The sequence below is a fragment of the Chthoniobacterales bacterium genome, assembly GCA_035274845.1.
Taxonomy (GTDB): Bacteria; Verrucomicrobiota; Verrucomicrobiia; order Chthoniobacterales; family UBA10450; genus AV80.
Genome location: DATENU010000015.1, coordinates 252,498 through 265,761, shown reverse-complemented (window position 1 = coordinate 265,761; position 13,264 = coordinate 252,498). Strand labels below are relative to the sequence as shown.

Annotated in this window: 11 protein-coding genes and 1 tRNA gene; 6 read left to right on the top strand and 6 right to left on the bottom strand. The window is 58.6% G+C overall.

Annotated features, from left to right (window positions below):
- Window positions 1-45: 45 nt before the first annotated feature.
- The 4 genes from VJU77_10805 to VJU77_10790 all read left to right on the top strand — a co-directional run bounded on the left by VJU77_10805 (window position 46) and on the right by VJU77_10790 (window position 5,426).
- A complete protein-coding gene (locus VJU77_10805) occupies window positions 46-1,206 on the top strand; it encodes a hypothetical protein (protein ID HKP03832.1) in 1,161 nt (386 codons plus the stop codon).
- A 76-nt stretch (window positions 1,207-1,282) separates the two neighbouring features.
- A complete protein-coding gene (locus tag VJU77_10800) occupies window positions 1,283-2,197 on the top strand; it encodes a cation diffusion facilitator family transporter (protein ID HKP03831.1) in 915 nt (304 codons plus the stop codon).
- Window positions 2,198-2,340: 143 nt separating this feature from the next.
- Complete coding sequence (locus VJU77_10795) at window positions 2,341-3,921, top strand: trypsin-like peptidase domain-containing protein (GenBank protein ID HKP03830.1); 1,581 nt, start codon at window positions 2,341-2,343, stop codon at window positions 3,919-3,921.
- A complete protein-coding gene (locus VJU77_10790) occupies window positions 3,921-5,426 on the top strand; it encodes a PDZ domain-containing protein (protein ID HKP03829.1) in 1,506 nt (501 codons plus the stop codon). Before VJU77_10795 ends, VJU77_10790 begins: the two co-directional genes overlap by 1 nt.
- 67 nt (window positions 5,427-5,493) lie before the next feature.
- Here the strand turns inward: VJU77_10790 and VJU77_10785 are convergent, their stop codons facing one another.
- A complete protein-coding gene (locus tag VJU77_10785) occupies window positions 5,494-6,930 on the bottom strand; it encodes a proteasome accessory factor PafA2 family protein (protein HKP03828.1) in 1,437 nt (478 codons plus the stop codon).
- Between the two features lie 59 nt (window positions 6,931-6,989).
- On the opposite strand from VJU77_10785, the gene VJU77_10780 reads away from it, so the two are divergent.
- Window positions 6,990-7,412, top strand: a complete 423-nt coding sequence (locus VJU77_10780) for a DUF5069 domain-containing protein (protein ID HKP03827.1) — start codon at window positions 6,990-6,992, stop codon at window positions 7,410-7,412.
- Window positions 7,413-7,452: 40 nt separating this feature from the next.
- Here the strand turns inward: VJU77_10780 and VJU77_10775 are convergent, their stop codons facing one another.
- The 3 genes from VJU77_10775 to VJU77_10765 all read right to left on the bottom strand — a co-directional run bounded on the left by VJU77_10775 (window position 7,453) and on the right by VJU77_10765 (window position 9,159).
- Window positions 7,453-7,593, bottom strand: a complete 141-nt coding sequence (locus VJU77_10775; protein HKP03826.1) for a hypothetical protein — start codon at window positions 7,591-7,593, stop codon at window positions 7,453-7,455.
- Between the two features lie 8 nt (window positions 7,594-7,601).
- A complete protein-coding gene (locus tag VJU77_10770; protein HKP03825.1) occupies window positions 7,602-7,886 on the bottom strand; it encodes a 4a-hydroxytetrahydrobiopterin dehydratase in 285 nt (94 codons plus the stop codon).
- Window positions 7,887-7,950: 64 nt separating this feature from the next.
- Complete coding sequence (locus tag VJU77_10765) at window positions 7,951-9,159, bottom strand: hypothetical protein (protein HKP03824.1); 1,209 nt, start codon at window positions 9,157-9,159, stop codon at window positions 7,951-7,953.
- A 92-nt stretch (window positions 9,160-9,251) separates the two neighbouring features.
- Between VJU77_10765 and VJU77_10760 the strand changes: the two genes are divergently transcribed.
- Window positions 9,252-9,325, top strand: a tRNA-Arg gene (locus VJU77_10760).
- An 87-nt stretch (window positions 9,326-9,412) separates the two neighbouring features.
- Here VJU77_10760 and VJU77_10755 read toward each other — a convergent pair.
- Window positions 9,413-9,925, bottom strand: coding sequence for a hypothetical protein (locus VJU77_10755; GenBank protein HKP03823.1), 513 nt, complete (start codon window positions 9,923-9,925; stop codon window positions 9,413-9,415).
- Between the two features lie 34 nt (window positions 9,926-9,959).
- Window positions 9,960-13,250, bottom strand: a complete 3,291-nt coding sequence (locus VJU77_10750) for a DUF6519 domain-containing protein (GenBank protein HKP03822.1) — start codon at window positions 13,248-13,250, stop codon at window positions 9,960-9,962.
- Window positions 13,251-13,264 lie beyond the last annotated feature (14 nt).

Genomic DNA, 13,264 nt, shown 5'->3' with positions numbered 1-13,264 from the left:
TTCCCCAGAATCTGGCATCCTCCCTTGCACCAATTTTGGCCGCCGATGGAAATCAATCGAACGCTCCTGATTGCACTGGCCCTCGGCCTGACATCAACCAATGGCTGGGCCGGAGACGGACCGTTGTGGTCCTGGCATGAGCCAGCCACAGAAATCTATAGTCCAAGTTTTTCGACGAACGGTGATGAGCTCGTACTGGTTCGGAAGAAACACACGGCTGATTTCCATGAAGCGGAAGAGCTTCCGGAATCCGAAAGAAAGAAGCTCTCCGATCCAATCGAAACCAATGAGCGTTATGCCGATCCCGAGGTGGTGAGCCTCAAGATCGGAAGCAATGCCGCGGCAAGAGTGGATTGGGGTTGGGCTCCCGCCTTTTCGCCCGACGGACAGCAAATAGTCTACGCCCACCAAAAGAAGCCGATCTCGCGTTTTAGGGTTCTCGCTGAAACCCTTGCTGGCAACGACATCAGGCTTTTTGGACGTGAGAGTAAGGCAATTACCGTTCTGGCTACTCCTGCGACTGCGTACTTGAGCGACCCGATCTTTGCACCGGATGGCAAATACGTGGTGTACTCATTGTCTGACGCCATCAATGGGGCTTGGGGTGGAAACATTGGCATCGGTCGCGTCTCAATTGACGGAACTGCCGACGAAATCCTCTATCCCGCGACGAAAGACTTTGGTCTTTATCACCTCATTGATTCGAAGCGGTTTGTGGGCAAACGCCTGCTCGCCATGAGATCAAAGCCGACGAGCGGCGGAACCTTCTTGGCTGGTAGCTATCTTTACGAGCTCTTGGATATCGGTCCGCCAGTGAAACCGATTTACGCCTGGCCGGCCAAAGACCGGGACGAGTATCCGATGGCTTTTTGCTCGGACGCGAAAGGAAATCTGATCATCTTTCACCGCGGCTGGCAACCGGTCACAGCGCCTACGAAAAGCAAGAATAGCAAGGCAAAATCAAATGATGAATCCGCAGGAGTTCCCTCGCCTGACGGCCGCCTTGTGGCTCGGCGCGGCGATTCTGGCTTGGAGATTCTCGAAATGGATTCACGCAAGACAGTGAAAACAATCAAGCTGCGAGGCGACGTCGAATCGATTAGATGGGCCCCAGATTCTCGCCGGTTCGCAATCGTACTCACCAGACATAAGGAAAAGAACGCCGACATCTTCGATTTCGATGAAATAGCCGTGTACGGATTGTGATGCCTGGATGCCGACGCGTGGACGGTAGCCGCTAAGAGCAGCCTTGCTGATCACGTCTCCGCTCATAGCTTGAACAGTGCACAGTCACGATCACTCCGGGCATTCGCACGGGCCGCCTAATAACAATGCGGCGTTTGCGATTGGGGTGAGTTTGAACCTGGGGTTCGTGATCGTGGAGTTTGGGTATGGGCTTGCGGCGCATTCGCTCGCCTTGATCTCGGACGCAGGGCACAACTTGAGCGACGTTTTTTGTCTGCTCCTTGCCTGGGGGGCGACCCAATTGACGAAAGCCGCGCCGACGTCGCGCCGCACCTATGGGTGGCGTCGCTCGTCGATTCTCGCCGCGCTCGTGAATGCGGTGATTTTATTGGTGGTGGTGGGCGGCATCGTGGTCGAGGCCATCCGGCGCTTTGCTCACCCCGAAGATGTGGCCGGTGGAACGGTGATGCTGGTGGCCGGGATCGGAATCGTGATCAATACCGCAACGGCTCTGTTGTTCATGGCCGGGCGGAAACACGACCTGAATGTGAAGGGAGCGTTTTTGCACATGGTCGGCGACGCGGCAGTGTCGGCGGGCGTGGTGGCGGCAGCCTTCGCGATCAAGCTGACAAACTGGCAATGGCTCGACCCGGCGGTGAGTCTGGCGATCGGCGCGGTGATCGTCTGGGGGACATGGGGATTGCTGCGGGAATCGATCAATCTTTCGATGGATGCGGTGCCGGAGGGGATCGATCCGCATGCGGTGGAAAATTATCTGGCGAATCTCACGGGGGTGACGGCGGTGCACGATCTCCATATCTGGGCGATGAGCACCACGGAAGTCGCGCTCACGGTGCATCTCGTGATGGAAGAGGCGCCCCGCAGCGATTCGTTTCTCCACGAGGTCAGCGACACGTTGAACAATCGGTTCGGAATCGGACACGCGACGACGCAGATCGAATGCGGCCATTGCGAGCGCGATTGCCGGCAGGCGCCGGTGCATGTGGTTTAGCGTCGTGCTCCTGCTCGTGCTCGTAACCGTAATCGATCGTTTCTGATCGTTCGTGGTTCGATCACGAGCAGGAGCACGAGCACGATTAGGAGGGGGAAAGTCGGTTGCATTCGCAATCATCTGTTTCATCTTTCGGACTTCCGATGAGGCGTAGCCTAATTTTGTTGTCGCTTGTGTCGTTGTTCGCGATTGAAGTGCGCGCGCAACAGAAGACCCCGCCGGCGGCTCCCGGGGAAACGTCGGCCCCCTCGGTCGCCCCCGCGCCGAACATCATCGTGGCGCCGCCCGCCAAATCGAACGGCAAGATTCAAAAAAGCCTGGTCCGAATTACGGCGACGGAAGTGGAACCGGATTACCGCGCCCCGTGGAATTCGGGCGGCGTGCAGCGCGGCATCGGCGCGGGATTCGTGATCGAGGGCAATCGCATCATGACGAACGCGCACGTCGTCAGCAACAGCCGCTACCTTACCGTGGAGCGGGATGGCGACCCGAATAAATATCCGGCCACGGTTCTGTTCGTGGCGCATGATTGCGATCTGGCGCTGCTGAAAGTTTCGTCGCCCGATTTCTTCAAGAACATGGTGCCGCTTACCTTCGGGGGAATTCCGGAACTGGAATCCACCGTTTCCGCCTACGGTTATCCCCTCGGCGGCGAGCGCATGTCCGTGACGACAGGCATCGTCTCGCGGATCGACTTCCAGCTTTACACCCATTCGTCAATCGACTCACACCTCGCCATTCAGATCAGCGCGCAGATTAATCCCGGGAACAGCGGCGGCCCGGTCATGCAGGACGCGAAAGTTGTGGGGGTTGCGTTCCAAGGTTACAGCGGCGACGTCGCCCAAGGCGTCGCTTACATGATTCCGACGCCGGTGATTCAGCGTTTTCTCAAGGACATTAGCGATGGACATTACGATCGTTATGTCGACCTGGGGATCACTCCCATAAAACTGCAGAATCCTTCCCAGCGCCGTTTCCTGGGATTGAAGGACGACGATCGCGGCGTCCTCGTCGGGACGGTGATAGCGGCCGGGCCCGCGGCAAACTCGCTTCAGGCTGGGGACGTCCTTCTCGCGATCGACGATCATCCCATCGCGAGTGACGGCACCGTCGAGCTCGATGGGGCGCGGGTCGACATGCCGGAAGTGGTCGAACGGAAGTTTAAAGGGGACAAGGTGAAGCTCGATATCTGGCGAAACAAAGCGCCGCTCAGCGTGACGATCGAGCTGGGCTCGGTCTGGCCTTATCTTTATCTCGCGCACGGTTACGATGTTCGGCCGCGTTATGTCGTCTACGGGGGGCTCTTATTTCAGCCGCTCACCCTCGATTTGATGGACGCGTATCAACCGACCGATATCCGGATCCGGCATTACTTCGATTACTTTGTTCTCGAACAAATCTATCTGGAACACCCCGAAGTAGTCATCCTGACCAATATCCTGCCGGATCCCACCAACACCTATCTCGCTCCCTACCGCGCCAGCATCGTGGACGAGATCAACGGGAAAAAAATCCGGAAGCTGAACGATTTGGCGGATGCATTCGCCGAGAAAGCGGACCGCTTTGTCCTCCGGATGATCGGTGACGGCCCGCCGCTGGTGCTCGATCCGAAGGAAGTGGAATCGGCGCGGGAGCGAATCAAGACGCGCTACAACGTCGTCGCGGAACAAAATCTCGAAGAGCAACCGAGCAAACCAACGCCGGCCGACCAAACCAAAAGCTGATGAGAGCCGTTCCTCGTTATCTCGTTCTATGCGCCGCGGTCTTGCTTCCGAGTGCGATGCTGGCCGCTCCCAAAAAAGAGCCCGGTCCGGAAACGGTGGTGAAACCAAAGGAACTTTCGCTCGTCCGCGTGAACGTCACTGGGCAGCCGTACGATTACGTGCGGCCATGGCAGAAGAAGGCGCCCTTTACGAAACGCGCTCTCGGTGCCGTCCTTCCGCAAGGTCGCGTCCTGGTGACGGCGGACCTGGTGGCGAACCAAAATTACGTTGAGCTGGAGCGCGCCGAATCGGGCGACAAGAGCGCGGCCAACGTCGTCGTCATCGATTACGAATCGAACCTGGCGCTTCTGGAACCGGCCGACCAAAAATTCCTGGAGGGCCTCGTCCCCCTCCAACTGGCGCTCGACACCGTCGTCGGCGATCGGCTCGCCGCCTGGCAGTTGGAATCAACCGGGGCCCTGGTGGTGACCGAGGGACTTGTCACGACGATCCAGATGACCCGTTACCCGGCTGACCTGGGCCAGTTCCTCACTTATCGGATCAGCATCTCGATGCAGTATCGGGACAACAGCTACACGGTGCCGCTGGTCAAAAATAACAAACTCGCTGGTCTGCTCCTGCGGTTCGACCAGCGAACGCAGGTCGTGGACGCGATTCCAGCGCCGATCATCGCGCATTTCCTCAAGGACGCGGAGAAGAGCCCCTACCAGGGATTTCCATCGGCCGGATTTGGGTTCTTTCCGACGCGCGATCCGCAACTCCGGAAGTTCGCCGAGCAAACCGGGAAACCCGCCGGGGTTTACGTGACGAGCGTCGATCCGAACTCGCCGGCAGCGAAAGCCGGCTTGCAGGTGGGCGACATTGTGATCGCGATTGGGAACAGCGAGATCGATCAAAACGGAAACTATGTCGATCCTCTTTACGGGAAGATTGAATTCACGAATCTGATCACGGCCCGTGCCTACGCTGGTGACACGCTCACGGTTCACCTTCAACGCGCGGGCAAGCCGATGGAATTGCCGTTCGTTCTCGAGCACCGGAACGCGAGCGACTACGTGATTCCTCCCTACAACCTGGACAAGCCTCCCCTCTATTATGTCCTGGGCGGGCTGATTTTTGAGGAGTTGTCCCGTCAATACCTGCGTGAATGGGGCTCAAACTGGATCAAGGACGCGCCCCAGCGGTTCGTCTACAAGGACCGATTCCAATCGGAGCTCTATCCCGAAGGAAATCGGCGGGTAGTGGTTTTGACGCAGGTGCTTCCCGCGAACACGACGATCGGTTACGACGAAGTCGCCTACCTGAGCGTGAGGAAAGTGAACGGCCAGGAAGTGAAGTCGCTCAAGGATTTGGCGGAGGCGGTGAAAGAACCGGTGAACGGTTTCATCACGATCGAGACGGAGGAAGACCCAAAACAGATCGCGCTCGATGCCGCCCAGGTGGAGGCCGAAGCCGCGGCGCTGCAGCAGAATTACGGTCTGCCTTCGTTGCAGCGGCTGGAGTGAGTCAGCTGTAGCCGCCTCGCTCAGTCGAGGCGCCGGCCTCGGTGCGAGACGGCGACACAGCGCCTCCCTACAGTGGCTCTTCGCTCCGCGGCGATTTGGATGCCCGCGGCTGTGAGAGGAAGCGGGCGACTTCGTCGCAATACGTTTCGAACGGATTTCCCATCACCAGAAAATCGCGGTTGTCGCACGCGATGGAATCCCAGTTGATCACGTACGGTTGTTCGTTTTTCTGAAACCAGGCGACGGCCTGGGCGCGACCGGCCGCGCGGGTGTTCGCGGGCGGTTGGAAGCTGGCGCTCGGCTGCCGGACGCTGTTGTTCCACTCGCCGATCCGTTTCGCCGGATTTACTCCGAAGAACAACCCCTTCTGGGGATCGATATTGTGATACTCGAGATCGAGACTCTGGAGCCAGGGATCGTCCCAGCCGATGCCTTCGGATTTCATGAAAGTTTCCAGCAACCACTTCTTGGTGATCCAATCGACGCCACCGATCAGTGACTCCGGTTTGTTGCTGAGCGCTTCGAGCGTGAAGCTCCAGCTCTCGAGGAGCCAGTCGGTTTCCTCATCGATGCCGCCAAGGTGAGCGCGGGCCAGTTCATGGAACTGCCACTGGACGTCGAGCGCACCGATCGTCTTGCCGCTTTCCAGCCGCACCAGCCACGCGCCGGTCGCATCACGAGAGACATCGCGCGTGCTTTGGACGGCATCGGCCAGAATCAGGTTCTTCGGGAGGCGACCTTCTTCCAGGAGCGAAAGAACGCATGCGGTCGTCCCGATTTTTAGCGCGGTAGCGAATGGGCTCATGTTCGAATCGCCGATGAGCAAATGGAGGCGCCGATATTTTCGATAATCGGCCAGCGGCTCGTCCCGGGCATTGATGATGGCGCGATTGAACTGCACCCACTGGTAGATGTCGTTCACGATGTGATCCGCTCGCTGGCTCAGCTGGAAATCGACCTGGACCTCTGGTTGGGGCAGTTGGAAGTCGAACGCGAGCGGGTTCGCCTGCCCCACCCGCCCCGCACCGGTGAAAATCTGACGGGTGGCCAGAAACGCGAGCAGGGTCCCGAGAACGGGTGGCGTGAACTGCGCTTCGCGCTTCATCAAATAGTTCTCGTGGCAGCCAAATGTCGCGCCCGTGTTGTGATCGACATTGTTCTTGATGAACGAGACCCGCTCGACGGCGTCCAACGCCTCAAGAGCGGATTGCAGGAGATGGTCGCCGGCGAGGTCGTAGGTAATGACGTCGCGCAGATGCAGGCATTCGGGAGAGGCGTACTCGATGTGGCCCATATCGAGATAGAGCCGGCCGCCATTCAGGAGAAACCCGCCATTGCCCGGCGGCTCTTCATAATCGCGATAATGAAGGTCGATGGCGCCGGCCTGCGCTTTGCGGAACAGATAATTCTTCACCCGCACGGGCCAGGCGTCGGTATGTGCGCGACCTTCCTCCCCGCTGACCAGGCAGCCATATTCCGTCTCGATGCCGGCGACGCGGTCCATTTAGTTCAATGGTGTCGCGCCCTTGAAAAAGCGCAAGGCAATCAGAGATTCGTTGGCGAATGAAAGAATTCCCCGTCCGCAGTCCCACCGCCACGCTGGGCGGCCTCGTCTACTTTGGCCGAATGATCGACAAGATCCGGGTTCACGCCCGCGGCGAATTGCCGCCCGACTATCAGCCGAATCTCGGCAAAGGGTTTGATGCAAAATGCTGCGCATTTTTGCACATCGATTATGCCGAGCTGGCGGAACGAACCAAACAGGGCGCAAGTGACGATGATTTGCTCGAGTGGGCCTTCACGGCGGGACGGAGACCCAACGATCCCGAAATCGAGATGTGGAACGAATTCATGCGCAAGTTTGGCTGGCGCGATAAAGCGAGCGAAATCCTCGAGCGCCGCAAACGCGAAGGCGGCATGACGGATCGCGCCGATATCGAGACGATGTTTCAGTTCATCGACGCCGACGAGGGGCGAAGCCAGTGACGAGTGACGAGTCGAAGAGCTTCTCCGATCACATCACCCGTCACTTGTCACTCGTCACAGTTTTCGTCACCGGCGGAGGCTGATTGCGGTAATCGACGTACTTCCAGACTGCCAGGACGATCACGGTAACAGCAATCCAAGCCACGATCTGGCGCGCCCGGCTAGGCTGTGGCGGCGGCATTGGAGCCGCTACTCGGAGAGCGTATCGATTCGCTCCGCGAGGGCAAAATCGAGCTCGGTCAACCCGCCTTTGCTGTGCGTGCTGAGAACCAGCCGCACTTTATTGTAACGGATATCGATGTCGGGATGGTGCTCCTCATCCTCGGCGACTTCCGCTACTCCATTCACAAAATCGATCGATTCGGTAAAGTCGTCGAACTCGAAAGTACGCTCGATATGCTTCTTCTCGAGCTCCCACTCGGGGATCTTTTTCAGCCGGGCTTTCGCCTCGTCTGCTTTCAGCAGGTCTGCCATAACCGGGAACGAGTAACACCCTCAAATCTTTTTGCAACGGGTAATCGCACCCTCTTTTTCTCGACTAAACCCCAAGGATTTGTCGAAGATTTTTGGCGGAATCGAACGTTTCCACCGCACAGGCGCGAGCCTGTTTCGAAAGCCTGGGCCAATCGGCCATTACTTCTCGAACCGCGGCGGCGGCCGTCTCGAGATCACGAACAAAGAAAAGGCCGCTCTCGGCCGGGAGATATTTACCCGCCCCGGTGTCCTCCGTAATGACCGGCCGTCCCAGCGCCAGGAAGGCGGCGGCACGATCGCTGAGCCAACCTGTTCGCCACGTCACGTCCACGCCCTTGATCGCGGTGAATTCAGCCGTGGCGCTCGCAACGTAGCGCCGATACGCGGCCGGTGTGCGAGTGACGCGATGCGGCGAAACGACTCGCCAACCACGCTGGCGGAGCCGCTGGATTTCGGGGTCATCGCCTTTTAGATTCATCGCAAGCTCAAATCGGGCGGATGGAACGCTCCGGGGCAAATCGAGGTACGGCTCGAAAGCGAACTTTTTGGACAGGTCGGGAAACGCACCATCCACTTCTACGCCCCCGCCCCAATACCATTGGCCAACGGTCGTGAATTTGGCCGCGGCGGGCCGTGGCTGCGGGCGCAGCAACTCCGTATCGGCCAGAGGATAAAATGTCTTCCACTGTAGCCGTCGCCCCGTGCGCAACGCGGGAGTCTGGTTTGCAGCAACCGACGGTTTGAACAGCGAAGCGGCTACAGTTCGAGGTAAACGGCTGCCGGGCGCACCGGCATTCAGCCCGATCGTCCAGAATTCGTGGTGGAACGATTGGCCCATCTCCATCCTGGTCATCCAGTAGAAGATTTCGCTGGGATCGAGATCGCAAAAGATGCGCCGCTCGAATTGAAGCAGAAATGGAGGGTGCAGCGAGTAGCTGAGATTGAGAAGAACATTGGGTGCAGCCAGACGCCGGGACAGTTCCTGCCGCGACAGCCCAATGCACTGCATCCCGCCGAGATCGTGCGCGTCAGCCGGACGGGTCTGGTGGAGTAGGCAATACGAATCGCCCAATCCGTGGGCGTGCAGCCGCCGTTGGAAAATGCGAATACGCGACGCATCCTCGCGCGGGTCGGCGGTCGCTGGCAGAACCTCCAGCCAGACGGCCTCCAGGCCGAGGCGCCGCAGTCCCAGCATCCATTGCAGCGGCACCGAAAAATTGCCGCCGCCTTCGGGATATTTTGCCGCAAACCCGCAGCCCAGAAAAACCGTCACAGCCAGAGAATCGCCCGTCTACCGCTCTCCTCAACTGCCCGGCGTTGGTCATTTGACGGCCCATCCATCATCCGCTAATTAGCTTCCGCCAAGCACCCGTAGCTCAACTGGATAGAGCATCTGACTACGGATCAGAAGGTTTGAAGTTCGAATCTTCACGGGTGCGCTTCTCTGTAGCGCCGCGCGTTACACCGGGGAAAAAGGGTAATTCGGGTCAGAGTCCCGCCGGGATGAGCGGACTTTTACCCGACCGCTAGAGAAATCGACCGATAAAGTCATCCAAGTCTTTCCCCAGCTGGTCAATTCCAGTCTGCTGTGATTTCCTTTGCTCTTCGAGTTTTTGAAGAGCGTTTCCGCTCGCGAGTTTGATTTGGCTGATCCTTTCTTTCCCGCCCGCCTCCTCCCCAACGGCAGCTTTGAAATCTTTGCTCTTGAGAATTTTCTGGGTTTGCTTGAGCTCGGCGACTTGGCGGGCGCGTATTTCTTCAAGTGATTTAAGCAAGCTGCCCAATTGTGCGCGCACCTGTTGAACGACAGCCGGCGCAACGGAGGCCGATTCTTTCGGGGTCGCCTCCACCTCTAGCGCGGGCACGACGATGGGAATACCGGCGGGAATATTTTCCAAATCGGCCAGATGAGGATTGGCGGCCCGCAACGAGGCCTCGATCTCCTTCTCGCGCGCTTTCGCGCCGGAACCTTTGATTTCGAACAGTTGATGAGTGAGCTCGCTGAGACTGCGCGCGCCCTTGGTTACGGTGAATTTCATTATGTTTCCTTTCCGCAGAAAAGTCGCGAGGTGGTCACTGAGTGTAGATGTTCAAGTCGGTCCACGGGGGCGGCACGGCCGGTAGAGTGTTGACCAACAATTGGCCGCCAAACATATTTCCCACGATCGTGAAAGGGCCATTGTGACTGTTGATCGTGACCGCCCTATAATTGGGGTTTGGTGTCAACGGGCCCTGGAAATAATTCGCGTTCAAAATGATCGCGTTTCCTTCGATCCGTGCAACCCGCTGCGAAGTGTTGGTCTCCAAGATGCAGCGGTTGTCATTAAACAGGCACGCGGCTGTGCTTGAGACGACTTCCACGGCTGCGGCCCCTTCACCGTACGCTTCAAACAAATTGTCATGGACTCCAATGCTCCGGCGGGCCAGGGGGATTGGAATGAGGATGCCAGATACGAGCATTAAGTTTCGCCTCGCAGTTTCGAGGGCGAAGGAGCCCAGGCCGGGGGGCTCTTCGTCTATGAGCAGGGCAACCCATCTGCCGATTGATTGCCCTTGCCCGCTGCGATTTCGTTTTATTTGATTGTCGCTCACATCTATCCGGCCGCTCAAGCCGCTCACCAAAATGCCCCCGGCGAGATTGGCAAACTGGCCCGGCGGCGCGATGTCGAAGATGGTGTTGCCCGCGATTCGCAGCGAAATCGAATCCGTAATCCTGAGGCCGGCAATTTCCGCCGCGACTGTGGCATCGAGGCCTACGCGAACAATCGTGTTTCCAGCGATAGTCGCCTGCTGTGCGAGAGAAACGCGGATACCCGCGATCGACGCAGTCTCTTGGTTGAAACCTACTGACGCGCCCTCGCCGTTGAAGCCGCCGTTGAAACCGACTGCGACATTTGAGATTTGATTGTTCTCAATGGTCAGCACCTCCGCCGATGCCCGGCCTTCCAAATCCATCACGATTCCGCCCAGGCCGGCGCCGTCGATGATGTTTTGCTTGATCATAGCCGAGCCGATGCGTGTCGCCAGGCTGATGCCAAGACCGCCCATCCGGTTAATGCGATTTTCCAGGATTTCGCACTGCTCGATTCTGTTATCGACGCCACCGGGGGCCAGGAGGATCCCGGCATTCAAGAATGTGACGATCCGCGGCTGGTCTGGGATCGTGCTCGAGCTGATATCGTTACCGGTAATGCGCGTCTGGTTCGTGCCGATGACAATGCCGCGCCCGGCCGTGGAAACGTCGTTGCCGTGAATATCGAGACGCGACCCGAGAAGTCCTCTCCCGGGAACCATCCCGCGCATCTCAATGCCGGCGCTCTTGCAGCCCGTGATGAAGTTTCCGGCGATCCGGTTCTCGGCTAGATGGACAAAGCTGGCATCGAAATTGACGCCGTTGCCGGAGGCGAAAATGCAATTATTATCGATGCGCAGAAGCGCTATGAGATTAAGCCGAAAGTCCACCAGCGTCCCTGGCTCGACCCGCTGCCGCAAGCCCCCGATCCCGTCCAGGCGATTGCCGCCGGTCCGCAGCTCGACACCGTCCCCGCCGTAAATCACATTGTCGCAAATCCGGGTCTCGATCACAAACCCGCTCAGTCCGATGGCCGCGCCGCCCGTATCTGATGGAACGGCGAAAGACCCGCCCCATAGCACGATTGCGCAACGCTGGAGCGTGACGGCACTGGAATTCACAAGGCTGACGGCGAAGCTGGCAACCTCGCTCCGGACCACGGACACGACGCTCAAATCCTCCACCGTCACGCGGAGGGAGTTCGAAATGACCATGCCCGGCCCATCCATGCTCAACAAGATCGTCAACCAGCTTTGGCCTTTGAGGCGAATCGCTCTCGCGCCGTCGATCCGGACCGGATTGGCGCTCGTGATTTGGTAGAGACCCGGACCGAGACAGATCGTGCCGCCCACGTCTTTGATTTTGTCGATGGCCTGCTGAATCGTGAACCTGCCGCTATTGTGCGAATCGGCCGAGACGCAAACACTGCAATCGCAGCATTCCTCCGGCGGCCACAGGACGCGGCAGTCGCTCACCGGGCCAGGAAGCGTCACGATGGCCAGGCGGCCGAAGTGATGATGAATTCCGCGCGACGCGGCCTTATCGAGCTTCTCGACCGAGGCGTCCGCGGTCCGGGCCGCGAACACCCAATAATCACCGGTGTGAAATTTGCCGCCCGCCGGGTCGACCGAGAAAGTGACCTCGACTCCATTCTCGAGCCGCAAGGTTGTGGTCGCGGCAGGAACAGGGATCACGCCCCGACTCGTTGATGCATCGAGATCAAAAAAGGCCTGGTTGTTTGCATCGAACACCTTTTGGGAATGGTCCCAGCGGGTGATGCGAGCGTTTTTGTTCAAATCCGGCGATTCGTTTGTCCCGAAGGTCCCGTTGAAGGTGATCATTTTTGCATCCGGCGCGATCGACGCCACTTTGCGCATAATCCCTGGCAGGCCCGCCAGTTCGCGCGCGTCATCGGTGATCTCAATCCAATCGCCCATCGTAAAGCCCAGGACGGAATCGCGACCGACGCTATCGACTTGTAACTGCACTTGATTTGTGGCCGGGACGATCCCGTTAATGTTCGTCGTCACGGATGCGTTCTCACGCGACCACTTGAAGGTGGCGGTCCCGACCGGGCCGCCATCGTGAATTTCGACCCGATAAAGTTGATTCTCCAGGCCCAGAAAACCACCCGTCGGTGGAATCAAACAGGGATCGGTCTGCGACGGGACTCCTTTGGCATCGGTGCTCAAACGGCCCGCGGATGGCGCGATCAAGTCGTTCCAGGCTTGGATCGCTCCACCGCAGGTCGCGGCGTTTCCCACGTTCGGCAGAACTTTGACCTGCCACACCGTCTGGAGGCGCGCGGTGGTATCGACGCCGACCGCTTTCTCCACCAGATCGGGATCTTCGAGGAAGGTTACTTCGCGTTTCCAAACATCGACGTAGACAAGATGCGTTCCTGTTGTCGGGAGCGCGGGCGGAGGAGGCGGAGGAGGCAGATACGGTTGTTTGGAGTAAAGAACCGGGTTGCTTCCGCGTAATTCCCCCAGCACCGGGTCGAACACGAAGGGACCTTCGCCGTGGTTTTCTGCCAGCAGACCGTCCACGTAGATTCGTCCCGGCCCAATCAATAAGTCAGTGCCGGAAACGCTGATCTTGAAACCGTCGGGGGTTTCTCTTGGCACCACGCAGCGTCCGATGATATCGGTCGTCCCGGCTTGCGAGCGCCGGCCGAGGATCTCGACAAAATCATTCCAGTCCGAATCGAGTTGGACGCGGCCTTGCTGCATGAGAACGCCGCTGAAATCTTTGAGGGGGTTGAACCGCTGCCGGCTAATGTCGATGCTCATTTTTCCTGTGGGGT